The 24,895-nt window shown below is 68.7% G+C and carries 20 protein-coding genes; 9 read left to right on the top strand and 11 right to left on the bottom strand.

Annotated features, from left to right (window positions below):
• Window position 1 precedes the first annotated feature (1 nt).
• Window positions 2-682: a GTP cyclohydrolase II gene (gene ribA, locus KEG57_RS08395; RefSeq protein ID WP_272417538.1), complete on the bottom strand. Its 681-nt coding sequence runs from the start codon at window positions 680-682 to the stop codon at window positions 2-4.
• Window positions 683-978: 296 nt separating this feature from the next.
• Between ribA and KEG57_RS08390 the strand changes: the two genes are divergently transcribed.
• Window positions 979-2,232 carry an ArsB/NhaD family transporter gene (locus tag KEG57_RS08390; RefSeq protein WP_272417537.1) on the top strand — a complete coding sequence of 418 codons (1,254 nt, stop codon included), beginning with the start codon at window positions 979-981 and terminating at the stop codon, window positions 2,230-2,232.
• Here KEG57_RS08390 and KEG57_RS08385 read toward each other — a convergent pair.
• The 6 genes from KEG57_RS08385 to KEG57_RS08360 form a co-directional block, all read right to left on the bottom strand.
• Window positions 2,229-4,655, bottom strand: a complete 2,427-nt coding sequence (locus KEG57_RS08385; RefSeq protein ID WP_272417536.1) for a metallophosphoesterase family protein — start codon at window positions 4,653-4,655, stop codon at window positions 2,229-2,231. The two genes, KEG57_RS08390 and KEG57_RS08385, sit on opposite strands and share 4 nt — an antisense overlap.
• A gap of 43 nt (window positions 4,656-4,698) precedes the next feature.
• Complete coding sequence (locus KEG57_RS08380) at window positions 4,699-4,938, bottom strand: hypothetical protein (protein WP_272417535.1); 240 nt, start codon at window positions 4,936-4,938, stop codon at window positions 4,699-4,701.
• 443 nt (window positions 4,939-5,381) lie between these two features.
• Window positions 5,382-8,483 (bottom strand): efflux RND transporter permease subunit, encoded by a 3,102-nt coding sequence (locus KEG57_RS08375; RefSeq protein ID WP_272417534.1) that lies wholly within the window; start codon window positions 8,481-8,483, stop codon window positions 5,382-5,384.
• Window positions 8,480-9,715 (bottom strand): efflux RND transporter periplasmic adaptor subunit, encoded by a 1,236-nt coding sequence (locus tag KEG57_RS08370; protein WP_272458354.1) that lies wholly within the window; start codon window positions 9,713-9,715, stop codon window positions 8,480-8,482. Before KEG57_RS08370 ends, KEG57_RS08375 begins: the two co-directional genes overlap by 4 nt.
• 2 nt (window positions 9,716-9,717) lie before the next feature.
• Complete coding sequence (locus KEG57_RS08365; protein ID WP_272458353.1) at window positions 9,718-11,421, bottom strand: alpha/beta fold hydrolase; 1,704 nt, start codon at window positions 11,419-11,421, stop codon at window positions 9,718-9,720.
• Window positions 11,422-11,495: 74 nt separating this feature from the next.
• Window positions 11,496-12,371, bottom strand: a complete 876-nt coding sequence (locus tag KEG57_RS08360) for a hypothetical protein (RefSeq protein WP_272417531.1) — start codon at window positions 12,369-12,371, stop codon at window positions 11,496-11,498.
• Window positions 12,372-12,400: 29 nt separating this feature from the next.
• Here KEG57_RS08360 and KEG57_RS08355 point away from each other — a divergent pair, with 29 nt between their 5' ends.
• The 8 genes from KEG57_RS08355 (at window position 12,401) to KEG57_RS08320 (ending at window position 19,370) form a co-directional block, all read left to right on the top strand.
• Window positions 12,401-13,528, top strand: coding sequence for a hypothetical protein (locus tag KEG57_RS08355; RefSeq protein ID WP_272417530.1), 1,128 nt, complete (start codon window positions 12,401-12,403; stop codon window positions 13,526-13,528).
• Window positions 13,529-13,574: 46 nt separating this feature from the next.
• Window positions 13,575-14,207, top strand: a complete 633-nt coding sequence (locus KEG57_RS08350) for an RNA polymerase sigma factor (protein ID WP_272417529.1) — start codon at window positions 13,575-13,577, stop codon at window positions 14,205-14,207.
• Window positions 14,204-15,022 (top strand): hypothetical protein, encoded by an 819-nt coding sequence (locus KEG57_RS08345; protein ID WP_272417528.1) that lies wholly within the window; start codon window positions 14,204-14,206, stop codon window positions 15,020-15,022. The genes KEG57_RS08350 and KEG57_RS08345 overlap by 4 nt, the downstream gene beginning before the upstream one ends.
• A 129-nt stretch (window positions 15,023-15,151) precedes the next feature.
• Complete coding sequence (locus KEG57_RS08340; protein ID WP_272458352.1) at window positions 15,152-16,633, top strand: MopE-related protein; 1,482 nt, start codon at window positions 15,152-15,154, stop codon at window positions 16,631-16,633.
• Window positions 16,634-16,731: 98 nt separating this feature from the next.
• Window positions 16,732-16,974, top strand: a complete 243-nt coding sequence (locus KEG57_RS08335) for a hypothetical protein (protein ID WP_272417526.1) — start codon at window positions 16,732-16,734, stop codon at window positions 16,972-16,974.
• A 245-nt stretch (window positions 16,975-17,219) separates the two neighbouring features.
• On the top strand, window positions 17,220-17,900 hold the full coding sequence (locus KEG57_RS08330; protein WP_272458351.1) for a hypothetical protein: 681 nt from the start codon (window positions 17,220-17,222) through the stop codon (window positions 17,898-17,900).
• A 156-nt stretch (window positions 17,901-18,056) separates the two neighbouring features.
• Window positions 18,057-18,662, top strand: a complete 606-nt coding sequence (locus tag KEG57_RS08325; protein ID WP_272458350.1) for a hypothetical protein — start codon at window positions 18,057-18,059, stop codon at window positions 18,660-18,662.
• 108 nt (window positions 18,663-18,770) lie between these two features.
• Window positions 18,771-19,370: a hypothetical protein gene (locus KEG57_RS08320; protein ID WP_272417523.1), complete on the top strand. Its 600-nt coding sequence runs from the start codon at window positions 18,771-18,773 to the stop codon at window positions 19,368-19,370.
• On the opposite strand, the gene KEG57_RS08315 is transcribed toward KEG57_RS08320, so the two are convergent.
• The 4 genes from KEG57_RS08315 to KEG57_RS08300 form a co-directional block, all read right to left on the bottom strand.
• On the bottom strand, window positions 19,346-20,293 hold the full coding sequence (locus KEG57_RS08315) for a serine/threonine-protein kinase (RefSeq protein WP_272417724.1): 948 nt from the start codon (window positions 20,291-20,293) through the stop codon (window positions 19,346-19,348). The genes KEG57_RS08320 and KEG57_RS08315 overlap by 25 nt on opposite strands.
• A 5-nt stretch (window positions 20,294-20,298) precedes the next feature.
• Window positions 20,299-20,928, bottom strand: a complete 630-nt coding sequence (locus tag KEG57_RS08310; RefSeq protein WP_272417522.1) for an RNA polymerase sigma factor — start codon at window positions 20,926-20,928, stop codon at window positions 20,299-20,301.
• 104 nt (window positions 20,929-21,032) lie between these two features.
• Window positions 21,033-22,049 (bottom strand): formylglycine-generating enzyme family protein, encoded by a 1,017-nt coding sequence (locus tag KEG57_RS08305; RefSeq protein WP_272417521.1) that lies wholly within the window; start codon window positions 22,047-22,049, stop codon window positions 21,033-21,035.
• Window positions 22,049-24,886, bottom strand: coding sequence for a MopE-related protein (locus tag KEG57_RS08300; RefSeq protein ID WP_272458349.1), 2,838 nt, complete (start codon window positions 24,884-24,886; stop codon window positions 22,049-22,051). Before KEG57_RS08300 ends, KEG57_RS08305 begins: the two co-directional genes overlap by 1 nt.
• Window positions 24,887-24,895: the final 9 nt, after the last annotated feature.

The following is a 24,895-nucleotide window of genomic DNA, read 5'->3' as shown; positions in this document are numbered from 1 at the left end:
GTCACTCGGCGTCGATGTTGTCGGCGGGGGCGAGGAGCGCCGCATCCAGCGGCGGCAGCGAGTGCCCCATTCGCACCCGCTTCGCCTCCAGATACCCCTGGCTGAACGGGTTCGTCTCTACAATCGAGGGCTCGCGCGCCTCGACCCGCGTCCCGAGCTGCCGGAGCGCCTGCACCTTGAGCGGGTTGTTCGTCATGAGCTGGATCGAGGCCACGCCGAGGTGCTCCAGCATCGCCGCGGCCGGCGCGTAATCACGCGCGTCGTCCGGAAGCCCGAGCAGCCGATTCGCGTCCACGGTGTCGTGCCCCCGCGCTTGCAGGTCGTACGCGCGGATCTTGTTCGAGAGGCCGATGCCCCGGCCTTCCTGGCGCAGGTACACGACGACGCCCTGCCCCCGCCGCGCGATCTCGGCCTGCGCCGCCTCGAGCTGACCACGGCAATCGCATTTCAGCGAGCCGAAGACCTCGCTCGTCAGGCACTCCGAGTGCACCCGGACGAGGACGGACGACCGTCCACGCACATCGCCCATCACCAGCGCCACATGGTCCGGAGAGAGCCCGCTCTCGGCGGTCTGCTCACCGTACCGGAACACGATCATCTCGAACAAGCCCGTCTGCGTCGGCACCGGGGCCTTCGCTAGAATCTCGAGTCGAGGCCGTATCACCATGTCGGGGACGTACATCTCGCTCTCCTCTGCGTTTACGTGGACGTGTATAGCATCTCCTGGGCGCTCCCAGGACCTCGGGATCTCCGGGGACGTCTTACGTAGCGTAAGGCCCGGGGTGTGACAAGGTCGGGGGCGCCCGCACGCCCCTCGCAAAGATTCCAGAAAGACAAACCCGAAACCGCTGCTCGACCGCTTTTTTCCGCTGCCGAGCCGTCACGCTCTGCTTCGGAGCACACTCTCGACGCCGACACCGACCCCGTGACGGCCGCGCCCCCTCTCCCGTCAGGAAGAAGCCCCGAAGAAGCCCCCGCATGAGCCACCTGCCGACGCTCGTCGTGTTCATTGCGACCTACGTGCTGATCGCCTTTCGGCGCCTGTCGCTCCTGCCGATCGGAAGGCCCGCCGGCGCGCTCGCAGGCGCGTGCATGATGGTCGTGCTCGCCTCGATCGAGCCGCGCTGGGGCATCGACGCCAAGACCGCATTTGCCGCGGTCGAGCCGAACACGATCGGGCTTTTGCTCGGGATGATGCTGCTCTCGGCCGCGCTCGCAGAGGCCGGGTTCTTCGAGAGGGCCGCGTCGTTCCTGCTCGAGCGGAAACCCTCGCCGGTGGGCCTTCTCTACGGCACGACGATCGCCTCGGGCCTGCTCTCGGCCGTGCTGGTGAACGATCCGGTCTGCGTGCTCTTCGCGCCCGTGGTGGACGCGACGGCGCGGAAGGCAGGCCTGCCACGCGTGCCGTATCTGCTCGCGCTGGCGATGGGAGCGAACGCCGGCAGCGCGATGACGCTCGCGGGAAACCCGCAGAACATGCTCGTCGCGCACCTGTCGGGTCTGTCGTACCGGAGCTATTTGCTTCGTGGAGGGCCGGCCGGGTTTCTCGCGCTCTTGGTGACGGCGGCGACGCTGCACTTGCTCTTCCGCAAGCGCCTGCGGCCCACGAGCGCCGCGCAGATTGACGCGGACGTAACCGTCGCCCCGCGATCCCGCAGCGAGCTCATGATGGCGCTCGTCGTGATCCTCGGCGTCTCGATCGCCTTCCTCGCCGGCGCGAACCTCGCGTTCGCCGCGCTCACGGGCGCGGCGGCGCTCCTCGTCCTTCGAAGGCGTGATCCCGCGTCGCTCTTCTCGGGCGTGACGTGGACCGTGCTCGTCTTCTTCGGCGCGCTCTTCATCGTGGCCGCCGCGTTCCAGCGCACGGGCCTCGTCGACGAGACGCTCGCCGCGGCGCGCCCGTTCATCCCGGAAGGTCGTGGCGCCGCCATGGCCGCGCTCTCCGCGATGTTCACGCTCGGCTGTCAGGTCGTGAGCAACGTGCCCTTCATCCTGCTCGCCGAGCCGATGATCCGCACGCTGCCCGATCCGACGCTCGCCTGGACCGTGACGGCGATGGCCACGACGCTCGCCGGAAACCTCACGCTGCTCGGCTCCGTCGCGAACATCATCGTCGTCGAGGCCGCGCACGCGGAGGACGAGATCGGATTCGTCACGTACCTCCGCGCAGGTTTGCCCGTCACGATCGTCTCGATGGTCGTGGCGATCGGGTACCTGCTGCTCGTGGGTTAGTCGGTCGCGGACGAGAGAAGCGCGTTGAGCACGTGGCGCGCGTAGCGCCCCTCGCTCTCGCTGAGTCCGTGGTTCGGATCGGTCACGCACGTCCAGAACACGGCGTTGATGACGGTCTGGAGCATCAGGCGGAGCTTCGTGGCCTCGGGATCCATCGTCTCGGTGCAGATCGCGCGGGCGAGGTGGCCGAGCGCGCGCTCGACCTGGGTGTTCTCCTCCTCGCTCGCGAGACAAACGACGCCGAGCGACGACTCCTCTTCCGGCGCGAGCCGCAGCGGGAAGCACAGGATCCAGCGGTAGTGCCGCGCGAAGAGGCGGTGATGGTCCGGGCTCGGCTGGTAGATGATGCTCGTCGTCGCGTGCGCGTCGCGATGCCAGGCCGCGGCGATGTTGAAGCGGAAAGCGTGGCCCGCGACGCCGCTGCCGCAGGTGAAGCGCGCCGCCCAGGACTGCGGCCAGAACTGGCCGAACGCCGGGCAAAGGACGCGCAGGTTCGCGTCCCAGATCATGCCCATCCACGATCCGCGCTCCGAGAGCAGCCCGCTCCGCACGATCGGCGCGGTCTGCACGCCCCACGGCGAGGCCGTGGCGATCTTGTAGATGGAGTTGCCGACGGCCTCCGTGAGCTTCGCCGAGAGCGAGTGGTTCGACATCGGCTTGCCGCAGCAGCGCTCGAGCAGTGCGCGCGCGGTCCACTTCGCGGCCTCGGGGTACTCCTTACCGGCGCCGCCCGGGCGATACGCGAGCGAGTACCGGTAGCCCACGATCGGCCCCGGGATCTTGAGCTCCACGTGCGTCTTGCCCACGATGAAGTGCGAGCGGCACCGCTCCTGCTCGAACTCGACGGGCTCCCAGCGCGGTTCGCCGAACTGCTCGTAGCAGCGCTCGACCATGGGATACGCGTCCTCGATCGTCGCGCCCGAGCTCTCCGCGAACACGAGCGCCAGCGTGAGGTGGTCGGACTCGAAGCGGACGACGTGCGAGCGGACGTCGTAGCCGTCGATCAAGTTGGGGTACCAACGATCACGTTTTTCCAGCAGGTTCAGCTCGGCCTGCGTGAGCGCGACCGCGTTCGAGAGATGGTAGCTCCACGTGAGGTACCGCTCGGTCTTGTCCGCGCCCTGCAGCATGAAGCGCACGCGCCCGCCGCCGAGCGGCTCTTCCTTCACCTCGCGGCGGCCGCGCCACGTGGTCGCGCGTGGCTCGGCCTGGACGTTGTTGTAGGGCGGTTCGAGCACGGCGATCGGCGTCTCGACGGGCGCCACGAAGTCGCGCAGCTCCACCTCGACGAGCGCGATGCCATCGTCCCCGACGCTCCAGATCCGCGTGTGCTCGCGGGCCTTCACGAAGCGCTCGGCCTGCGCGACGGGCTCCCAGTTCACCTCGAAGTACTTGCGCTTCGGCTCGAGCGCGTACTCGCCGGCCTCGCCGTCGCGCTCGTACACTTCGACACTGACCGTGCTCGGGCTGAGCCGCACGACCGAGAACTGGTTGCCCACGGCGCCGGGCCGCTCGTGCGCGGCCGAGCCGAGCGATCCCGTGGAGATGATGACGAAGCGGCTCTTGAAGAGCTCGACGAGCTTCGAGCTCTCCTGGTGCGTGTGGCCGTGAAAGCCGATGCGGAAGCCCGCGGCGTAGAGGGTGCCGACGTCCTGCAGCGTAAGGTAATCGGGACGCCCGCGTTCACTGGTGAAGCCATGGTGCCAGACGGCGACGCGCAGCGTGTCCCGATCGAGGCCGTTCGCGAAGTCGCGCGCGGCGGAGACGGCGCGCGTGGAGATGCAGGCACCGGTCCAGTACTTGTCGTTCCGGTGGCAGGAGTTGAAGCCGAAGAACGCGACCTTCTCCTGGGGGAAGACGTGCGCCGACCAGTGCTCGCGTTCGTTGGGGTCGAGGAGATCGAAGGCGCGGCCGCGTCCATCCAAGGACTCGCCGTAGAAGCGGTCGAAGAATCGCTGGACGTTCGCGAAGCGCTTGTTGTACTCCGCGCCCGCCCGCAGCTTGACGAGGTCGAGGTGTCCGTAGCGGCCCACGTCGATGCGCAGATCCGAGAGATCCGGCGAGCGCTTGAGCCGCTGCATCTCCTGCTCGAGGAGGTCGAAGTCGTGCGCGGTACGCAGCGAGGTGACGCGCACGGGCTCGCCGATGTCGGCGCCCCAGTCGACGTCGTGGTTGCCCGGAACGAACACGACACGCGCGCGCTCGCGGTTCACGACGAGCGGCAGGACGCGGTGCTCCGCGAACTCGAGCAGCTCGTCGTACTCCGCGGCGCTCCCGCGTTGCGTGAGATCGCCGCTGACGACGACGAAGTCGAAGGGGGCCGGGTGCAGCGTGCCCAGCGCTTGCGCCGGGTGCATCCACACGTCGTCGAGCGTTTGCCCGGGCTCCGTGACGTGAAGATCCGACAGGTGGAGGATGTACATTCGGTCCCAGCGCTACGTCGACGCGCGGACCGCTTTGGAAGTTCTAGCGGCCGCTCGCAGTCCGTCGCCTCGAGGTCGACGGGTTGGAGGATGGCACGGACTCACGTTGTGCGTTCGGCGCGAAAGAGCCGGACAGGAGCTCCTTCGTGTAGCGGATGGCCTGCATGGCCACCGTCCGGTCGATGACGAAGGGTTCACGAACGAGGACCACTGCATCCTGAAACGCCGCTTCGCGAGGAGCAACAGCGACGGCCGGGGCGTGAGGTCGGTTCTTGGCGCTCATCGTTCATCTCCCGAAAGCCGATTTTTCAGATTTTCCAGGGAACCCTGCCCTGGGAGCAAGAGAAGATTGTTGCCGGTGGGTCGTGAAGAGGGGGAAGGCGCGAAGGGAGCGCCGTGTTTGCCCCGGCACCGAGTGTGCGCGGCGCGATCGTCTTTTGGATCGCGGCAGCGTGACACCCTCGGCCCCCAGCAGTCGGCATGCGCCAATCCTACACGATGTGCAGAAGAAGCAACCCTTCTGCGTAACGGTTTGTGCACGTTCGTGTCGCCCGAGGCGAACCCCCCACCGTCCAGGCTGCGGAATACTCTTTGCAGCATGAAGTCCTCGCGGCGCACCTAAAGCCGAGCCTCCCAAACGGCAACAGCTTCGATCGATTTTTCTGCCGGGACGGGAGGGCGCAAGCACGAGTTGGTCGGTGGAGTTTCCACCCGAGACCCGTCGCGTCAAGCGTGAGGCGGAGGCGGGACCGGTTCGGCGAGCGGTGGCGAAGACGTGCGACGGACGCGCGCGAGGCGCGCCGCGATGCGATCGGCGACGACGTAAAACGCCGGCACCACGAGGAGGCTCAGGCCCGTGGAGATCACGAGGCCGCCGATGACCGCGATCGCCATGGGCGCGCGCACCTCGCTGCCTTCGCCGAGCGCGAGCGCCGAAGGCACGGCCGCCATCAGGGTCGCGATGGATGTCATCAGGATGGGCCGGAGACGAACCGGGCCCGCTTCGAGCATCGCGTCGAGCGCGTTCTTGCCGTGGTTTCGGAGCTCCGTCGCGTAATCGACCAGGATGATCGAGTTCTTCTTCACGATCCCCATCAAGAGGACGATCCCGATCATGCTGAAGATGTTGAGCGTCTGCTTCATGAGGAGCAGCGCAAACGCAGCGCCCGCGACGGACAGCGGGAGGATCGTCAACACGGTCACCGGGTGCAGGAACGAGTTGAACTGCGACGCGAGGACCATGTACGCGACGATGATCCCGAGGATCAACGCGAAGACGAGGCCACCCATGGACTCGCGGAAGGCGACCGACGCGCCGCCGAGCACCACGTGGTAGCCAGTCGGTACGTCCTTGCCGAGCTTCTCCACGAGCGCGAGGGCCTCGCTCTGCGACTTGCCCGGCGCGACGTTGCCGAAGAGGGTGATCGCGCGTTCGCGATCCCGACGCGTGATCGCCTGGAGCGCAGGCTGCTCCTCGTACTTCACGAGCGTGGAGAGCGGCACGAGCTCTCCGCTTTTCGCGCGGACCTTGAGGCGCGAGAGATCCTCGGGCCGCGAGCGCTGATCGGCGAGCAGGCGCATGCGCACGTCGACACGTCGCCCGCCCGCGCTGTACTTGCCCACGCGCGTGCCGCCGACGAGCGCGTTCAGGGTCGTCGCGATCTCCTCGACCGAGATGCCGAGATCCGCGGCGCGCGCGCGGTCGGGCACGATCCGTAGCTCGGGCATGCCGAGCTGGTAGTCGGAGTCGAGGTCGACGACGAGGCCTGCCGCCTGGAGCTCGGCCTTGATGCGCTCGCTGTGCGAAACGAGCTCACCCCACTCGGGACCGCGGATCGAGAACTCCACGGGGAAGCCACGCGACGCGGTGAAGCCCGACTGCGAGAGGTCCTGCACGATGGCGCGTACGCCCGGGATTCCGTTGAGCTCCTTGCGCAGGACGGCGGCGAACTCGTTCTGCGTGGCCTTGCGCTCGTTCCGAGGCTTGAGCGTCACGAAGATCATGCCGCTGTTCACGGCGCCCGTGCCGAAGCCGCCGACGACCACGAGCGTGCGCTGCACCTCGGGCGCGTTGTTCACGATGGCCTCGGCCTTCGTCACGATCTTGTCCGTCTCGCGGATGTCGGAGCCGACCGCGGTCGTGAGCCGGACCATGAGGCGGCTCTGATCCTGCGAGGGGACGAACTCGCCGGGGAGCGCCTGGAACGCGAAGACCGCGCCCACGAAGAGGCCGATGGAGGCGACGAGCACGAGCGAGGGGACCTTGAGGCCCCGCGCGAGGAGCCAGCCGTAGCCGGCGGAGAGTTTGTCGAAGGCGTGATCGACGAAGATGCCGATCTTGCTGCGGCCCTCGCGCGAGGTCGTGAGGAGCTGCGCGCAGCGCGCGGGCGCGAGCGTGATGGCCTCGACGTACGAGAGGGCCACGGCGATGCAGAGCGTCACGCCGAACTGGAGGAAGAAGCGCCCCATCACGCCTTCCATGAAGATGACGGGGATGAAGATCGCGATGACGGCGACCGTGGCGGCGAGCGCGGCGAACGTGATCTCGGCCGTGCCCTCGCGCGCGGCACGCACGCGATCCTTGCCCTGCTCGGCGTGCCGGAAGATGTTCTCGAGCACCATGATCGCGTCGTCGACGACGATGCCAACGGCGAGCGAGAGGCCGAGCAACGTAAAAGTGTTCAGCGTGAAGCCGAGGAAGTAGATCGCCGCGATCGTCCCGAGCAGGCTCATCGGGATCGCCAGGATCACGTTGAGCGTGCTGGAGAGCGAGCCGAGGAAGAGCCAGCAGACGAGGGCCGTGAGCGCGACCGCGAGGATGAGCTCGAGCTCGATCTCGTGGACGGACTGCTCGATGAAGCGCGTCGAGTCGAAGTTGATCTGGAGCTCCATGCCCTCGGGCAAGGTCTTCCGGATCTCGTCGAGCATGCCCTTCACGCCGTTCGCGACGGCGACGGCGTTCGAGCCGCGCTGCTTCTTGATGCCCATGCCCTGCGCGGGCTGGCCGTTCACACGCGACATGCGCCGCATGTCCTCGAAGCCGTCCTCGATGATCGCGACGTCCTCGATGTACGTCGGGACGCCCGCCTGCTCGCGCACGACGATGCGGCGGAGCGTGTCGAGGTCGAGCGCCTCGCCGAGCACGCGCACGTTGACCTCGCGGCCCGTGGTCTCCAGGCGCCCCGCCGGCAGCTCCACGTGCTCGCGTCGCAGCGCCGCGATCACGTCCGTGACGGTGAGCGATTTGGCCGCGAGTTTGTCGGCGTCGAACCAGACGCGGACGTTGCGCTCGAGGTAGCCGCCCAGCATGACCTCGCCGATCCCCGGCACGGTCTGGAGCTTCTCCTTGACGCGGTAACGCGCGTAGTCAGAGAGGGTCTGGGGCGAGTACGGACCCGACAGACCAATCCACATGATGGGCTGGTCCTCGGGGTTCGACTTGGAGATGACGGGCGGGTCGATGTCACGCGGCAGGCGCGACTGGGCCTGCGAGACCTTGGCCTGCACGTCCTGGAGCGCGGAGTCGACGTCGCGCGAGAGGTCGAGCTCGACCGTGATCGAGGCGCCGCCCTGGCGGGACGAGGAGGTGAGGGATTTGACGCCCTCGACCTGGACGACGGCTTCCTCGATCTGCTCGACGATGTCGTGCTCGACGGCCTCGGGCGCGGCGCCTTCCCAGGAGACGTTGACGTTGATGGTCGGGAAGTCGACGTCGGGGAACTGGCTGATGCCGATGCGCGTCGCGGCGACGATGCCGAAGACAATCGTCGCGAGCATCATCATCCACGCAAGGACGGGCTTGCGCAGGCACGCTTCGGTCAGGCTCATGGCGCGCTCCCTCCCTTCGAAGGCGCGCCGATGCCTTCGGAAGGCGCGCTCGTGGTGGCCGGCGGAGCGGCCGCGCTGGACGCCCCGGGCGGTCCTTTCCCAGGCCCTTGCCCCAGCGGCGCGACGCGCACCGTGGTGCCGTCACGCAGAGGTTCGGCCCCACGCACGACGAGCATCTCGCCGGGCTTCAACCCTTTGCGGACCTCGACACGCCCGTCGGCCGTGCGCATGCCGAGCGTGAGCACACGCTCCTGCGAAACGTTGTTCTCCACAACGAACGCCAGAAATCCCTTCTCGCTCGGACGAATCGCGGTCTGCGGGATGACGGGCGAGTTCTCCGTCGCGCCGACGCGCACCGTGACGTCGGCGAACGCGCCGGGCCGGAGCGTGTCCTTTTTCTCGTCGGCGACCTCGGCGACGATCGGAACCATACGCGTCGCGGGATCCGCGGCGTCCGCGACGAGCGTGATCTTCGCGGTGAAGTCGTGCTCGATGCCCGTGACCTTGAAGGAGACGTTCATGCCGGTCGAGAGGCGCGGCGCGTCGGCCTCGGGGACCGGGAAACGAAGCAGCAAGGGATCGCGGCGAAGAACCGTGCCGAGCACCGTGCCGGGCTGGACGAACTGGCCGGTCTGGACCGTACGCGTCTGCATCTTGCCCTCGATGGGCGCTCGCACGTACGCGTCACGCAGGTTCAGGTTCGCCTCGTCGAGCGCGGCGCGGGCCTCGGCGACCTGCGCCGCGCCCGTGCGCGCGCGCGTCCGCCAGCCATCGACGTCTTCCTTCGAGAAGACGCCCGCGCCGTCGGCGCCCGCTTTTTCGCGGCGTTCGAGGTTCTGCTGGGCCTCGGCCGCGGATGCCTGCGCGCGCTCGAGCGTGGCCTTGGCGCTGCGGACGGCAAGGTTGAAGCGCGCCGGGTCGATCTCGACAAGGACCTGGCCCTTCTTGACGACGTCGCCCTCGGCGAACCGCACGTGCTCGATCACGCCGGACACGCGCGCCGTGACCTGCACACGCTCGTACGCGTCGACGGTGCCGACCGCGGTGACGGTGTACTCGACGCGCTCGCCGGAGACGGGCGCGAGCTCGACGGGGAACGCCATCTTCCCCTTGCCGCCCGCGGGAGGGCCGCCCTCCTCCTTCTTCGAACAGCCGAAGAGCAAGAGCACGAGAAGCGTGGCGGCGAGGGAAAACCAGACCGAAAGCCTTCGGGGTGTTGCGAAAAAAGGCATGATCACGGGGCCGATGGAGCGAGGACCACGCCGCCTGCGGGGCTGTTCGTGGTCATCCACGTGGTGAGCGAGTCGTACCATTTGGTGACGTCGCCCTGACCGTCGTCGGTTCCAGCCAGGGGATCGATGTGCGTGAGGTCGACGATGTCGAGCACGACGAACGCGTCGGATTCCGTGCGGGGTTTGCCCGCGAGGGGCCGGCCCGGTCCGATGGGAACGTTCTGAACGAGAGCGCGCAGCGGGTCGAGGGCGGCGGTGTCGCCGACGAGGCCCGCGACGGCGGCGAAGATCGGGAGGTCCATGGAAGCGCCGTGAATCGCGCGTAGTCCGTGGTTTGCACGGGGCCAGTCGGTGTCTTTCAGGACGAGCGTGGCCGCGGCCTGGGCGTCGAGCGAGAGGCGCGCCGGGAAGTACCACTCGCCGAAGTCGAGCGAGGGGCCCTCGAACCAGGAGCGCGAAATGTCTTCCAGCGAGGTGTGCTCGCGGGGGTTCGTGGCGTCGTACTCCACCCAATCGTACGTGGCCGTAGGATCGGAGGGCTGGACGAGCTTGGTGCCGAAGAGGCTGTCGTACTCGGCGAGCGCGCCGCCCTTGCTCGCGCCGCAGGAGACGGCCGCGAAGGAGACGCCGTTCGAGGCATCGTCCATCGCAAACCCCATGGCCGCGCGATTCGTCATGCGCGGAACGTCGGTGAGCGAGAGGAGCGTGAGGAAGGCGCTATCGCGGTAGGGATCCTCGGTGATCGCGGTCGGCGACCAGAGCGCGCGCATGCCGGCGATCGCGGCGACGGGGTAGACCTTGAGGCCGAGCAAAGGGAGCGCGATGTAGCGCGTGGTCTTGCGGATCGTTTCGAGGCCCGGAGTGAGGTAGGCGTCGACGTTCTGGGACGAACCTTTCAGGTAGTCTTCCTCGGTGATCGTCGGAGCCGCGGCGCCCTCTTGCCGCGCGACGCCGTCGACGAGGACGAGGCCCGCGAGCTCGCCGTAGCCGGGTTTGCCGTCGAAATCCCAGGCCGCGTACTCCTCGGCGATCGTGGCGCCGAGCGAGTGGCCGACGAGGAAGACGCGCGCCTTGCGCTCCTCGGGCGCGACGATGTCGACGACGCGGCGGAGGTCGCCGATCGTGGTGTCGAGGCCCCACTCGGAGGCGTAATCGACCGCGGTTTGATCGAGGAAGCCCGGGAACGTCTTGCCCTCGGCAGGCTCCTCCTCGAAGTAGTAACGCTTCGCGATCTCGGGGTCCTTGCGGAACTCGGCGACGTCGAGGCCGTGGTGATCCTCGAGCAGGTTCGAGCGTCGATCGATGGCCCAGGCCTCGAAGGCCTCGCCCTCCTTGGATCGGCGAACGATGGCGCGCGCCATCGGATCGTAGCTATTCGCGCCGCCAAGGAAGCCAGGCATGAGGACGGCGACCGCGCGGGCAGGAGCCGGCGGATCGGCGTCGACGCGGTACCGAACGACGCGGACGGCGTTGTATTCGGCGGGCGTCGCGCTGCCGGTGACGGGGTTCGGCGGCGGCGTGACGCCGGGGACGAGGAAGACGTCGCGGCGAATGCGCACGGATCCCTCCTCGACGACGGCCGAGCTCGGAGGCGGCGCATAAGGCGCGGGCGGGACCGGGAGCTCGGCAGGATCGGAGCAAGCAACGAGGAGGGCGGCGGCGCTCGCGAGGGCAAGCACCGAAGGACGCATGCGGCGCAGGGGCATGCGGGGCATCATGAAGGAAGGCGGGGGCCCTCGGGAGGGGTTCGCCCGGTTTCCGACGCCGATGGATCGCGGGATCAGGGCCGCGTCGTCCGGGCCTCGGCGAACGCGAGGACCTCGGCGCTCGAAGCCTCGTCGCCCTTGGCCTCGAGCGCCGCTTGCAGCGTGGCCTTGGTGTCGGGCGCGGCCGTGAGGTCGACGGCGATGCGCAAGCGGCGCAAGTTCTCGTCGTCCTGCGAGGATGCGAGCGCGACGAACGCGGCGGCGCGATCGACGGTCGGCGCGCTCGGGCTCTCGGCGATGCGGAGCAGCTCGTCGGCGGGGATGGGCGAGGTGCGCATGCCTTCGTGGGCGCCGGAGCCGATCGCCCGAAGCGCGCGCGCCCAGGCGTCGTAGGGCCTGCCGCCGCGGCCGAGGGCCTCGGGCGCGCGGGCGGGGCGGCGCGCGCTCGCGGCCTCGATGGTGACGCGGATCAAGCTGAGGAGCGCGTCACGCTCGGCCCAGCGATCCTTGAAGACGCTGGTCGCGAAATCGACGGCGTGGCCCGAGCGAAGGGCGATGTTGATGCCGGGGTTGCGAAAGTAGAACCCGTCGGAGGTCTCGACGTAGGCGATGTCCCGATAGGGGATGAAGCGCGCGCCGACCCAGACGAGCAGGAGCCCATCCTCGCCGACGATGAGCTTGCGCGGAAAGAGCACGATGACGAGGATCGCGAGGACGAGGGCAGCCCAGAGCGTGACGCCCCAAGGTCCCTCGCGCGTGAGCCCGGGCGCGAGGAGCGCGACGGCGACGCCGAGAAGGAGGGCGAGCCAGGGGAGGAGGGGCGAAGGCAAGGAAAAGACGGGGCGCTCGTCGGGCGCGCGGCCGAGATCCCGGAGCAGGACTTCGCGGGAGGGCAGGCCCGTGGGGGAAGGGCGTGCAGCGCGCGTGCTGCTCGTTTTCGGCCGGCTCATCCGCGGGGCATGATGACATAAGTGACCCCATGCTTCGGGCCCGGGCCCCCTCCTTGATCGTCGCCCTCCTCGCGTCGCTCGGCCTCGCCGCCGATGCGCACGCGTCGAGCGGGGTGCGTCTGCGATGGTCCGCCCCGGAGGGGTGTCCCACGGCCGAGGCGATCTCGGCCGAGGTCGATCGGCTTCTCGGGGGGCGAGGCGCGCAGACGGAGCCGCTCGACGTGACGGCCGAGGTGAAGCGCGACGCGGGGCGGTATCGGGTTCGTCTGGAGACACGGGGCGAAGAGGGACCACGCACGCGTGAGGTCGAGGCCACCACGTGCGCCGCCCTCGGTGAGGCCGCGGCCCTGATCATCGCCATGATGATCGATCCCGACGTGATCGCCGAACCGCCGCCGGAGGTCCCCCCCACGACGCGAACCGAAGCGCACATCACCCCGAGCCCTCCCGCCACGACCCCAACCGATACGCGTATCGGTCCGAGCCCTCCCGCCACGACCCCAACCGATACGCGTATCGGTCCGAGCCCTCCCCCCCACGACCCAAACCGAAGCGCGTATCGGTTCCAGCCCTCCCCCCCACGACCCGAACCGATACGCGTATCGCCTTCGAAGGTCCCTCTGTCGGTATCCCCACAACCGCCACCGCCGCCGATGGCCCTCTCCGTGCGCGCCCTCGCCGACGTCGGCGCCTTCCCCGCGCCCACCGTCGGCTTCGGCGCCGCCCTCTCCCTCTTCGTCGGCCGTTACCGCCTCGAAGCCGGCATCTCCTTCCTCCCGACACGCACCTTTCCCTTCCCCAACCTCGACACCGCCACCGGCGACATCGACCTCACCCTCGCCCATGTCGGCGCCTGCGCCGCCTTCCTCCGGCGTCCCCCCTTCGAGCTCGGCCCCTGCGTCTCCTTCGAAGCCGGCCGCATCCAGAGCACGAGCGCCGGCATCTCTTCCCCGGGCCAGGGCGCCGCCGCCTGGCTCGCCGTCTCCGCGGGAGGACGTTTCACCTGGACGTTCGCGCGCCCCGTCGCCCTCGTCGCGGGCCTTGGCGCCGGCGTCCCCGTCGTCCACCCGGAGCTCGCCGTCTCGGGCCTCGGCGCCGTGCACCGCGCCTCGCCTGTCCTCGGGCGGGCCGAGCTCGGCATCGAGGTCCGGTTCTGAGATTTTTGATCACGGAACCCGAAGGCGCTGGCCACCAAGGACAAGCTTGCCTCCTTCCGCTTCCTTCCAGGCCACCCTCCCCTCGCCGCTCGCCCCCGAGCCCACGGCCGCGGCGCGCTCGGGTGGCGGCGAGGCGGTGTCCGTGCCGCCTTTCGAGTCCGTCTACGAAGAGCATTTCGACCTCGTCTTCCGCAACGTCCGCCGCCTCGGCGTTCCCGACGCGCTCGTCGACGACGCCGTCCAGGAGGTCTTCCTCGTCGTCTATCGCCGCCTCGGCCAGTTCGAGGGGCGCTCCTCGCTGAAGACGTGGATCTGCTCCATCGTCACCCGCGTCGCGCGTGATCACCGGCGCACGCTCCGGCGAAAGAGCCCGCACGCCTGCGGGAAGGCCGAGGCCGTCGACGTCGATTCGGTGCCGGACGAGCGCGCCGAGGGCCCGCACGAGCATACGGTGCGGCTCGAAGGCGCGCGCCTTTTGCACAAGCTGCTCGACGAGCTCGAATTCGACAAGCGCACCGTGCTCGTGCTGGCCGAGCTCGAGCAGATGACCGCGCCCGAGATCGCGGACGCGCTCGGGGAAAACGTGAACACCATTTATGCGCGGCTGCGGGCGGCGCGGCGTGATTTCGAGCAAGCGGTCGCCCGGGAGCGGGCGCGCGATACGTGGAGGCTCCGATGAGCGAGCTCGGCCCCGAAGCGCGGGCCATCCTTCTTGCAGGGCGTGACGGAGACGATCCCTCGCCCGAAGACCGCGCCCGCGTGCGCCGCGCGCTCGCGGCCGCCATTGCCGCAGGTGGAGCGGCTTCGGTCGGGGGAGAGCGTGTCGCCGACGCCGCGACGGCAAAGCTCGGCGAGGCCGCCTCCGCGACGAAGATCGCGTCCGCAGCCAAGGCCGGCGCGGTGTTTTCCCTCGGCGGCCTGGCGTGGAAAGGAATGCTCGCCGTCCTCGTGGGTGGCGCCGCCTCCGCCGTGGCGATCCTCGGGCCGACGGCGACGCACATGGAGACGCCTCCGGCAGCGACGCATCTCGAAGCACCTGCGGAGCGGGGACAACCCCCGCCCGCGCAGATGCCGGTGGAAGCGCCGCCGCCGGTGGTTGCCCCGACGAACGACCCGCCGGCTCCCCCGGCGCCCGTGCTTCAGAATACGCCGTCGGTGAATGCTCCGGCCAAGCGTCCGGCGCCGACCGTCGCCACGAGCGAGCCTCCCCCCGCGCCCACGGACCCGCTGCTCGCGGAAACGCGCCGCCTTCGCGCCGTGCACGGCGCCATGCAGGGCGGCGATCCGGAGCAAGCTTTGCGTTTGCTCGACGAGAATTCGGCGAGCGCGGAAGGGCAATCGCTCCGCGCCGAGCGCACCGCGGCGCGCGTGCTCGCGCTCTGCAAACTCGGCCGGGTCTCCGAAGCCCGCGCCGAGGCCGCCCGATTCCTTTCGGAAAGCCCTGGCTCGCCCCTCGCCGATCGCGTCCGGAAAGCCTGCCCCACGAGCCCTTAACATTTCCTCACGGATCGGCTGACCGCCGGCCACGAAGGCAGACGAAGACACGGACAGCCGCGCCGAGCGTCCTTTGCGGGGACGAACGGCCGCGCGCGCCCCTCCATCCACGAGAGAGACGATCACGCCATGAAAAACTTTCGCGCTTCCTTCCTCAAGGCCCTCCTCCCCCTCGGCGCCCTCTTCGCGATCGCGCCGTTCGCCGGGTGTATCGATCACGTCCTCATCGGCGGCAATGAGCAATGTAACGTCGCCTCCGACTGCGCCGCCGGCCAGTTCTGCGTGAACGGCGTTTGCGTCTTGCAGAACGACGGCCCCCAGCCCGAGGTCTGCAATGGTGTCGACGACGATCTCGACGGCCAGATCGACGCGACCCCGAACGGGCCCGTCATCTGCGCCGACGGGAGCATCTGTCAGAACGGCATGTGCGGCGGCGGGGCGCAATGCGACCAGGACCACGCGTGCCCGCCGAACTCGTATTGTGACCCGAACGGCGTGTGCCAGCTCGTGTGCGACTGTCCCCCCAACCATTTCTGCGACATGTTCGGGATGTGTGTCCCGGACCCGGTGTGCAGCGCGCTCCCCGAGCAATGCGACGGCATCGACAACGATTGCGACGGCTCCGTCGACAACCCCACGCCCGGCGCGATCCTCTGCCCGAACGGCGGCGCCTGCGTGGCCGGCGCCTGCGTGGTCGTGCAATGCATGACCGACGCCGAGTGCCCCGCCGGCCAGCTCTGCAACCCGATGGTCGGCGTCTGCTATCCGGGCGGCTGCGTCCCGGCGCCCGAGGCCTGCAACGGCCTCGACGACGATTGCAATGGCATCCCCGACAACAACGCGTTCTGCGCCGACGGCAGCGCCTGCGTCAACGGCCAGTGCGGCGGCGTGTGCACGCCCGGGCTCGAGCTCTGCGACGGCTACGACAACGATTGCGACGGCCTGATCGACGAGAACACGCCCGGCGCGACCCTCTGCCCGATGGGCGGCACCTGCGTCAACGGCATGTGCGCGTTCCAGGGCTGCATGGCCGACGCCGATTGCCCCGCCGGGCACGTCTGTGATCCGGCGACCGCGACGTGCGTCAACCCGAACGGCTGCATCCCGCAGCCCGAGGCCTGCAACGGCGTCGACGACAATTGCAACGGCTCGATCGACGAGAACACGCTCTGCGCCGACGGCACCCTCTGCGTCAATGGCCAGTGCGGCGGCATGTGCGCGCCCAAGGCCGAGTACTGCAATGGGCTCGACGACGATTGCGACGGCCAGGTCGACGAGGTCACGCCCGGTGGGCTGCTCCTCTGCCCGAACGGCGGCACCTGCATCATGGGCTCGTGCGTCGCGGAGTCCTGCCAGATCAACGCCGATTGCCCGCTCGGCCAGATCTGCACGCCGAACGGTGTCTGCACGCCCAGCGGCTGCACGCCGAGCAACGAGACGTGCGACGGGATCGACAACGACTGCGACGGCGTGGTCGACGACGCCACCCCGGGCTCCTTGATCTGCCCCGCGCCCCAGTTCTGCCTGAACGGCAACTGCACGATCATGCAATGCGCGAGCGACGCCGATTGCCCGGCCGCCACGACCTGCCAGAACGGCCTCTGCAAGTGACGCCCCGCCGCGCCCGCCGGGCCTGACGAGCCCGGCCGGACGCTCGGCCCGTGGCACGTGCGCTGCTTCGCCCGACCTCGACCGCGAAAGGAGTGCGCATGGCCACACAGACGCAGCAAAAGCAGACGGGTGCTTCGAACCTCGAATACGACATCGTCGCGGAGATGCACGAGCTGCTTCAGGGGAACTCGGCGCTGGAGCAATACATCCAGGACGCACGCCAGGCCGGGGATCAAGACGCCGAGCGTTGCTTCCAGCAGATCCACGACCAGAACAAGCAAAACGTCACGACGCTCCGCACGCTGCTCGCGAAGCACATCCAGGCCACCAAGGCCTCGTGACCCGGGCCGCCTGACCCGGAGACGGCGCCGGTCGTCCGTCCCTTTGCAATTCTCGCACGGCACCGTGAAGAACACGCGAGGGGACGCGGCGACCGGGGCGCCTGCACCCGGAAGTCCGGCCGTACGTTCCGGCCGGTGAACATTTTTCGTCACATCGGTTCGCAGCGGGAACTCTCTCGGAGATGGCTGGGGGGCCGTCCGTCCGGCCCGGGACCTTTTGTTCGTTCTTCCGAGGAGAGTTCGCCATGATCAGTGGGCACATCGGCGCAGGTCAGTACATCCTTTTCCAGCGCGATCCGCGCGTTCCGAGCGCGCCGCTGCTCGAGGTCGGTCGCCTCGTGGTCACGGAGCTCGACCGGGACACCCGCTACGAGCACTGGTTTTTGTACACGAGCGCGCCCGTCGGTTCTGGCTACGCCGCTTACATTCGCCCGAGCAGCGCGTTCCTGGGCACGCCCGTGGGTCTGTCGCTCCGGGGCACGGGCGCGCCGCCGCCCGAGTTCAACGTGAACGATTGCCTCGCCTGGCTTTCGCTCTCGACGGGCTGCGGCGTCGCGTACATCGAGGCCCGTTGCGCCCGGCTCGCCTCGAACGACGCCGGCAGCATCTCCGCCGCAATACCGAGAAAGCCGCAGCAGGTCGACCTCGGCATCTACGACATCACCCAGGGAAGCCGGCGCGTCGGCGTGCTCGTCGTGACGCGCATCGCGGGCGGCACCCTGGAGACGTGGCACCTTTTCGACCGCGTCCCGACGTCCACGCCAAACCCGCTGAGCGCGCACACGCAGAACGAAGGCCCGTACAGCGTCCCCGACGCGAACATCGGCGGAACGTACGCGCTGACCTACCTCGGCGCCGTCAGCGCCCCCGATCTCTCGGGCCACGCCGTGGTGACGGTGAACGCACTCTGCGCTGTCGCTGCGTGAAATGTTTCCACGCTCGTAGGAGACCGTCGCGCCTACACCTACATGGACACACGATTGTAGTGCGTACACGAGTGCGCGGTTACGCTCACACTTGACGAGCCTCCGTGATTTCGACCACGATGTACGTGCGAACATCGTCTTTGCTCGGAGGTTTTCTTGAAACACCAAATCAGCTTGCTCGGCACGATCGTGTTCATGATGGGCGTCGCGACCGGCTGCGGCGCGAACGACGCCGCATTCGAGGACGAGGAGGTCAGGGAAGCGGAGCTCGCTCAGGTCGACCTCGGCCTCGACTGGCGCTCCTATACCGTCACCTACGAGAACTCCTTGCCGTTCGGCACGATCCTCGTGACCGGCTCCAACGTGAGCGGCAATTTCAGGCCGAACAGGGAGTACTGGTACGTCAACGCCAGCAATCTGCAATATCTCGGCACCGAGGACCTGAATTTCTCGTACACGGACGGGACCGGCACGCCGCCCTCGTACAGCGGCACGCAGGAGTTCAATCTCCCCGCCCTCGCGACCTGGACTGCGATCTCGAGTGATACGACCTCGGGTTATCGTTATACGTCCGGGAACCTGAACCTGCGCCTCTTCACGAATTCGAGCGGCATCTCGCAGGTCGTCTGGTATCAAACGATCTGGCCCACCTCGACGCCGGCCAACGTGACGCCGAGCGGGACCTTCACGACCAACACGGGCGCCGTGGGCACCAGCTTCAGCACCGGCATTACCACGTACAAGGTGGATCAGACCCTCTGATTCGATGACGACGTCAGCCGCCCCTCGATTCGCTCGGATCGGCGACCTCGCCGCCCGTGTCGAGGGGCGGCGCCTGCCCACGAACATCGTTTTTGCTCGGAGGTTTCCTTGAAGCATCAAGTCACGTTGCTCGGCTCCATGGTCATGATGAGCTTCGCGATCGGCTGCGGCGCGATCGATGCCGCTCAAGGCGAAGAGGATGTCGCCTCAGCGGAGCTCGCCCAGCTCGACCCCGGTGACGGGATCTGGCGGATCTACACCATCAACTACGACAACAGTGCGGAGTTCGGTACCATCCTCGTGTTCGGCAGCTCGGCCCCCACGGGTTTCAGGGCCAATTACGAGTACTGGTACGTCAACGCAAGCAACCTGCAATACCTCGGTACCGAGGATCTGAACATCTCGTACACGGACGGGACCGGCACCCCGCCCTCGTACAGCAACTCGCAGCAGTTCACGCTCCCCGCCGTGGTGACCTGGGCCGAGCTCGCGGAAGATTCGAGCTCGGGATACCTCTACGACAACGGGAACGTGCACCTGCGCATCTTCAAGAACAGCAGCGGCATCACGGGGGTCAAATGGCTTCAATCGATCCCAACCGGCTCGACGCCGGCCAACCTCTCGCCGAGCGGTACGTTCACGGTCGGCTCCGGCACGGTGACCCCCGGTAGCGGCCAGGTCACTTACTTCGTGTCGCAGGCCCTCTGATTCAATCGCTGGATGACCTCCGCGGCCGAACGCGGCCGATCCGCGGGGTTCGTCGCGACGAGCTGATCGAGCACGAGCGCCACGTCGACGGGCAAACCCGGGACGAGCGTGCGCAAGCTCGTCGCTGGCTCGTTCAATCGTGAGAGGATGAACGCGCATTTGTCGCGTTTCTCGTGGGGAACACGCCCCGTGAGCGCGAGATAAACCATGATTCCCACGGCATAGAGATCGGTGCGCGCCGTGGCGCGTTGCTCGCGGAACTGCTCGGGCGCGATGTACGAGAGGGTGCCGACGATCTGCCCCGCGTCCGTGATCGGTTCCCACGACGTGGCGGACGGCGACGAGAGGCCAAAATCGAGGACCACAGGCCGCTTGTCCGGCCCGACGAGCACGTTGTCCGGCTTGAGATCACGATGGACGATGCCCGTGGCATGGATGCACGCGAGCGTCTCGAGGAGGCCAACGAGCACGGGCTCGAGCTCGTCCCAGGAGCAAGGGACGCCCACGCCGGGGAAAGGCCGGCCCAGGATGCGCTCGGTCACGAGGAAGGGGCGGTCGCCTTGCAGACCCTCGCCGACGAGACGCACCACGCCGGGCAGACGCAAGAGCCGCAGCGCCGCGATCTCCCGCTGCGCGCGCGCCGCGCACGTCGCCGACATCGAGCGCAGCACCTTCACCGCGACCCGCTCGCCCGTGCGCGTGTCCTCCGCCTCCCACACCGCCCCTTGCCCGCCACTGCCGAGCAGCGCGACGAGCACGTACCGATCCGCGAGCAGTTTGCCCGCGCGCTCCTCGCGCTTGCGGGGCACGGGCACGTCGTCGATGCGCGCGACCTCGCGCAAGAACGAGTCGTCCGACGCATCCTCCGACGAGGCTGTCGACGCGAGCGTGGGGTCGAGCCTGGCGGAGCTCTGGGACGACATCGTGCTCACCCGTCCTCGTCGAGCAGACCCTCGCGACGAGCCATCTCGCGCAGGCGCTGCTTCAGGATCTGGAACTTCTTGCGCAGCCTCGCCCCCTCGCGGCGTTTGTCCTCCGCCGAGAGGGGCGCCTCGTCCTCGCCGCGCAGCACCACGGCGAGCTCCTCCCAGGGCAGCTTGCGGTCCACGCGCAGCATGAGCAGCACCTGGTCCTCCTCGGGCAACGAGGCGCGGAGCGTGGCGAGGCGGCTCCGCGTCGTCGTCCGCAGGTACGCGGCCGTGCGCTCGCGAACCTCGGCCATGACGCCCGAGATCTCGGCGCTGTCGAGCTCCTCCTCGCGCTTGCGACGACGCGCCGCGTCTCTCCGGAAGCGGACCGAGGTTCGTCGCGCGACGGCGTACGCGAAGGTGCGGAAGGAGCCCTTGCCCTCGAAGCGCTGCAGGCCCTGCCAGAGCGCCTCGCCGAAGCGGGAGAAGACCTCCTCGGCGTCGCTCTCGTCGCGGTGCAGGGCCGCGAGGAACGCGTAGATCTCGGGCCCGTACGCCGCGAGCACTTCCGTCGCGGCGCCCTTTCGGTCTCCTGTGGCAAGGCGGGTCAAGAGCTCGCGCTCGAGATCGCCCCGATCCTCCGCGGTCATGGTGACGTGGTCCCGGAACCCGAACGCCGAGCGACGTCGGGCCCCGGTCCATCCTACACCATGGGACGGGCTTCCGATCGCGGATGTCCCGGGCCGTCCGCGCCCTACCCCTTGGCATCCCGTGCGCACCGGAATCCACTCATCACCATCCGGTAGCGCGGCGGATGATGGACGCGATTCGTCGAGCGCAGGCCCGTCGCGTGATAATTGAATCCGCCGCCGCGCAGGACCCGCTCGCATTCGGTGGGGATCTCGTTCGACCCCGTAAAACCCTGCTTTCGTTTGCGCCGGAGCTCCGCGTAGGCTTCGAGGGTCTCCTCGCACGTGCCGCCGCGGCCCTCGGCGGCGCCGGGGCGCCGGTAGGCGAACGGGTCGTAGACGTCCTCGGCCCACTCCCAGACGTTGCCGGCGAGGTCGTGATGCCCGTAAGGACCACGCCCCGCGGGGTGTGTCCCGACATCCGCCGTCACGCTGACCGCGAAGACCGCGCGCTCGGGCCCGGGCGGCGAGTGTCCCCAAGGATAGAGCCGGCCGCTCTCGCCGCGCGCCGCTTTTTCGAGCTCGGCCTCGCGCGGGAGGCGCTTGCCCACGAACGTGCAATAGGCGCGCGCGCTCTCCCAGGAGATGCTGCTCACGGGCTGCTTCGGGCCCCGGAAAAGTTTGTCCGGGCCCACGCCATTGCGATCCGCGTTGCTCGGCTCGGGCGGTGGGCAGATCTTGGCTTCGATGCAGCGCGTGTAGTCACCGTTCGTCACCTCGAATTCGTCGAGGTAATACGCCGGCAGCGTCACCGTGTGCGCCGGCCATTCGTCGGGCTCGCCGCCGCTGTCGGCGCCCATCGTGAAAGGACCCGCGGGCACGAGGACCATGCCGTCCACGCGTGTCGGCAGCGCGCTCGTCTCCGGGGGCGCGGGCGGCGGCGCAGGCTCCACCGGCGCGGGCGGCGGGGGCTTTTTGGGTTCGAGCGGCGGCGGGGCGATCGACGGCGGATTCGGGACGACCGGCAGCGGCGCGGGCGGCGGCGCGGAGGGCCCGACTTCGGGCGCGGGCCCCCGGCTCGTGCATGCGGTCGCGAGGAAAAGGGCCCCGAGGAGGAGGGGCTCGCGGAGGGATCGAATCATCACTGGCAGCGGCGAACGACGACGTCGTCGAGGTTCCAGGAAGACATCGTGTACAGGTCCACGGTGTCGCCGATCGCGAACCCGAAGCGCACGCGCAGGTTCGCATTCTTGTGCGTGGTGATGTCGTGCACGATGTTCTTCCAGGAGCCATCCTCGATGGACGTCGAGGAGCTCTGCCAGACGACAATCCAGCTCGACCCGTTGTAGACCTCGATGGCGTTCGTCATGTAAGGCGAGTAGTCGCTGTTGAGCCACCGCCAGAAATCGAGGACGATCGAGCCGGCGCCGGCGGTGTTGATGATGGGGCTCGTCAGGTAATACATCGCGTGCGTGGAGGCGGTGCTGGCGTTGCCGCCGATGACCACGCCGGCGAGCTTGTTGTCGGCCGTCGTCGTGTGATCCGTCGACGGGTCGCCATACCCGTCGTCGTGCCCCGTGGAGGCCGTGGCCGTGCCGATCTGCCATTCGGTGCCGAGCGTCCAGCCGTTCCAGCTATTCGCCGCCGTCGCGGTCGCGAACGTCTCCTCGAAGACGTTCGCGACGCCGCAGACGAGCACGCCGTTCTGGCAGATCGTCTTGTTGTTCGTGCAGGGCGCGGCATACGCTGTCCCGCAGGCCACACCGCCGCCCGGGTTGTCCTCGTCGACCGTGCCGTCGCAATCGTTGTCGAGCCCGTCGCAGATCTCGGCCGACGGCGTCTTCGTGGCCACGCACGAGAGCGAGCCGCCCTGACAAACGTACGTGCCGGTGCCGCAGACGCCCTGCTGGCCCGTCGTGCACGCGGCGCCGCCGCCCGGGTTGTTCTCGTCGACCGAGCCGTCGCAGTCGTTGTCCTTGTTGTCGCAGGTCTCGGTCGTGGGCATGGTCGTCGCGACACACGAAATCGTGCCGTTCTGACAAACCTGCGTGCCCGCGCTGCAGAGGCCCGGCTGGCCCGTCGCGCAGGCCGAGCCCCCGCCCGGGTTGCCCTCATCGACCACGCCGTCGCAGTCGTTGTCCTTGTTGTCGCAGGTCTCGGCCGAGGGCAGGGTCGTCGGGGTGCAAACGATGCCCCCGTTCGTGCACGTCGACGTGCCAGCGCTGCAGACGCCCTGCTGGCCCGTCGCGCAGGCCATGCCGCCGCCCGGGTTGTTCTCGTCGACGGCCCCGTCGCAATCGTTGTCCTTGTTGTCGCAGGTCTCGGCCGAGGCCATCGTCGTGGACACGCAGACGAGCGCGCCGCCCTGGCACTGGTAGGTGCCCGCGGCGCAGACGCCCTGCTTGCCCGTCGGGCACACGCCGCCGCTGCCCGGGTTGCCCTCGTCGACCGTGCCGTTGCAGTTGTTGTCGAGCCCGTCGCAGATCTCCAGGCTCGGCTGGTTTGTCTGGACGCACGTGGTCTGGCCGTTCTGGCAGGACGTCGTACCGGTCGCGCAAACGCCCGATTTGCCGGTCTGGCAGGACACACCCCCGCCGGGGTTCTGCTCGTCGACCGCGCCGTTGCAGTTGTTGTCGAACCCGTCGCAGGTCTCGACGGTGGGCTGAGCGTTCGGATTGCAGACGGGAGCGCCGTTCTGGCAAGCCGTCGTGCCGGCCGCGCAGACGCCGAGCTGCCCCGTGTTGCAGGCGCTCCCGCCGCCGGGGTTCTGCTCGTCGGTTTGTCCGTCGCAATCATCGTCCTTGCCATTGCAGGACTCGGCCACGGGCTGGACCGTGGGCATGCACTGGATCGTGCCGCCGGTGCAGACCTGCGTCCCTTGCGCGCAGGCGCCCGAGAGCCCCGTCGTGCAGCCCGCGCCGCCGCCGGGGTTGCCCTCGTCCGTGTTGCCGTCGCAATCGTTGTCGATGTTGTCGCAGACCTCGGCCGACCCGAGGCCCGGCATGCACGTCTGCGCCTGCCCGCCGATGCACGCTTGCACTGTGGTGTGGCAAGCGCCGAGACCGCAGGAGAGGGTGCCGAGGCCGTCGTCGATGAGCAGGTTGCAATCGTCGTCGACGCCGTTGCACGTCTCGGCCTTGGGATTGCCTGGCGAGCACGTCTGCGGCACGCCGCCCGCGCAGGCCTCGATGCTGACGAAGCAGGCGCCGGCGCCGCAGGTGAGCTGCCCGAGATCCTCGTCGGTTTTCCCGTCGCAATCGTCGTCGGCCCCGTTGCAGGTCTCGACGCCGGGCACGGTCTCGCCCTCGCAAGCGCCCCACGCGCCGCCCACGCACGTCTGCGTGCCGGACTTGCAAATGCCGACGCCTTGCGTGCCCGCGCCGCCCGAATAACAGGACTGCGTGTCGCCGTCTTCGCAGGAGCAGCCCTCGTCGATCATGCCGTCGCAATCGTCGTCGACGCCGTCGCAGGCCTCGGTGGTCGCGGGCGGGAGCGGCGTGCATTCGGGGACCGTTTGGTCCACGCAGCCCGGAACCTTCACCTGGCACTGGCCGAGCCCGCAGGTCACGTCCGCGATGTTGTCGTCGACCTGGCCATTACAATCCTCGTCCTTACCGTCGCACGCTTCGGAGGCAGGCAAGACCTGGCCCGTGCACGCGCCCCAGACCGAGCCTGTGCACGTTTGCGTGCCCTGCTTGCATTCGCCCTTGTCGGCGGTGGCCGGATCGGCGTCATAACAGGCGCGCGTCTCGCCGTCGGTGCAAGCGGCGCCGCCTTGTCCACCTTGTCCACCTTGTCCACCTTGTCCGCCGCCCTGCCCGCCGGTGCCGCCTTGCCCCCCGGTGCCACCTTGCCCCCCGGTTCCTCCTCCGGCCGCGCCCGCGCCGCTGTTCGCGCCATCACCCGCACAACCGGAAGCCCCCACGAACGAAATCGCGAGGCCGAGAGACAACAAGGAAGCACGCGTGAATCGCCTCATGTGAGTATT

This window comes from Polyangium jinanense (assembly GCF_028435365.1).
The sequence above is the reverse complement of the archived record's forward strand: the minus strand, read 5'-3'. Positions and strand labels throughout refer to the sequence as shown.

Excerpts from the sequence above, each read along its gene's own strand:
- KEG57_RS08360 (WP_272417531.1), bottom strand. The coding sequence starts at position 12,371 with ATGAGCCGGCCGAAAACGAGCAGCACGCGCGCTGCACGCCCTTCCCCC.
- KEG57_RS08375 (WP_272417534.1), bottom strand. The coding sequence starts at position 8,483 with ATGAGCCTGACCGAAGCGTGCCTGCGCAAGCCCGTCCTTGCGTGGATG.
- KEG57_RS08345 (WP_272417528.1), top strand. The coding sequence starts at position 14,204 with ATGAGCGAGCTCGGCCCCGAAGCGCGGGCCATCCTTCTTGCAGGGCGT.
- KEG57_RS08315 (WP_272417724.1), bottom strand. The coding sequence starts at position 20,293 with ATGTCGTCCCAGAGCTCCGCCAGGCTCGACCCCACGCTCGCGTCGACA.
- KEG57_RS08340 (WP_272458352.1), top strand. The coding sequence starts at position 15,152 with ATGAAAAACTTTCGCGCTTCCTTCCTCAAGGCCCTCCTCCCCCTCGGC.
- KEG57_RS08335 (WP_272417526.1), top strand. The coding sequence starts at position 16,732 with ATGGCCACACAGACGCAGCAAAAGCAGACGGGTGCTTCGAACCTCGAA.
- KEG57_RS08370 (WP_272458354.1), bottom strand. The coding sequence starts at position 9,715 with ATGCCTTTTTTCGCAACACCCCGAAGGCTTTCGGTCTGGTTTTCCCTC.
- KEG57_RS08390 (WP_272417537.1), top strand. The coding sequence starts at position 979 with ATGAGCCACCTGCCGACGCTCGTCGTGTTCATTGCGACCTACGTGCTG.
- KEG57_RS08300 (WP_272458349.1), bottom strand. The coding sequence starts at position 24,886 with ATGAGGCGATTCACGCGTGCTTCCTTGTTGTCTCTCGGCCTCGCGATT.
- KEG57_RS08385 (WP_272417536.1), bottom strand. The coding sequence starts at position 4,655 with ATGTACATCCTCCACCTGTCGGATCTTCACGTCACGGAGCCCGGGCAA.
- KEG57_RS08310 (WP_272417522.1), bottom strand. The coding sequence starts at position 20,928 with ATGACCGCGGAGGATCGGGGCGATCTCGAGCGCGAGCTCTTGACCCGC.
- KEG57_RS08380 (WP_272417535.1), bottom strand. The coding sequence starts at position 4,938 with ATGAGCGCCAAGAACCGACCTCACGCCCCGGCCGTCGCTGTTGCTCCT.
- KEG57_RS08330 (WP_272458351.1), top strand. The coding sequence starts at position 17,220 with ATGATCAGTGGGCACATCGGCGCAGGTCAGTACATCCTTTTCCAGCGC.
- KEG57_RS08365 (WP_272458353.1), bottom strand. The coding sequence starts at position 11,421 with ATGCCCCTGCGCCGCATGCGTCCTTCGGTGCTTGCCCTCGCGAGCGCC.
- ribA (WP_272417538.1), bottom strand. The coding sequence starts at position 682 with ATGTACGTCCCCGACATGGTGATACGGCCTCGACTCGAGATTCTAGCG.
- KEG57_RS08355 (WP_272417530.1), top strand. The coding sequence starts at position 12,401 with ATGCTTCGGGCCCGGGCCCCCTCCTTGATCGTCGCCCTCCTCGCGTCG.
- KEG57_RS08305 (WP_272417521.1), bottom strand. The coding sequence starts at position 22,049 with ATGATTCGATCCCTCCGCGAGCCCCTCCTCCTCGGGGCCCTTTTCCTC.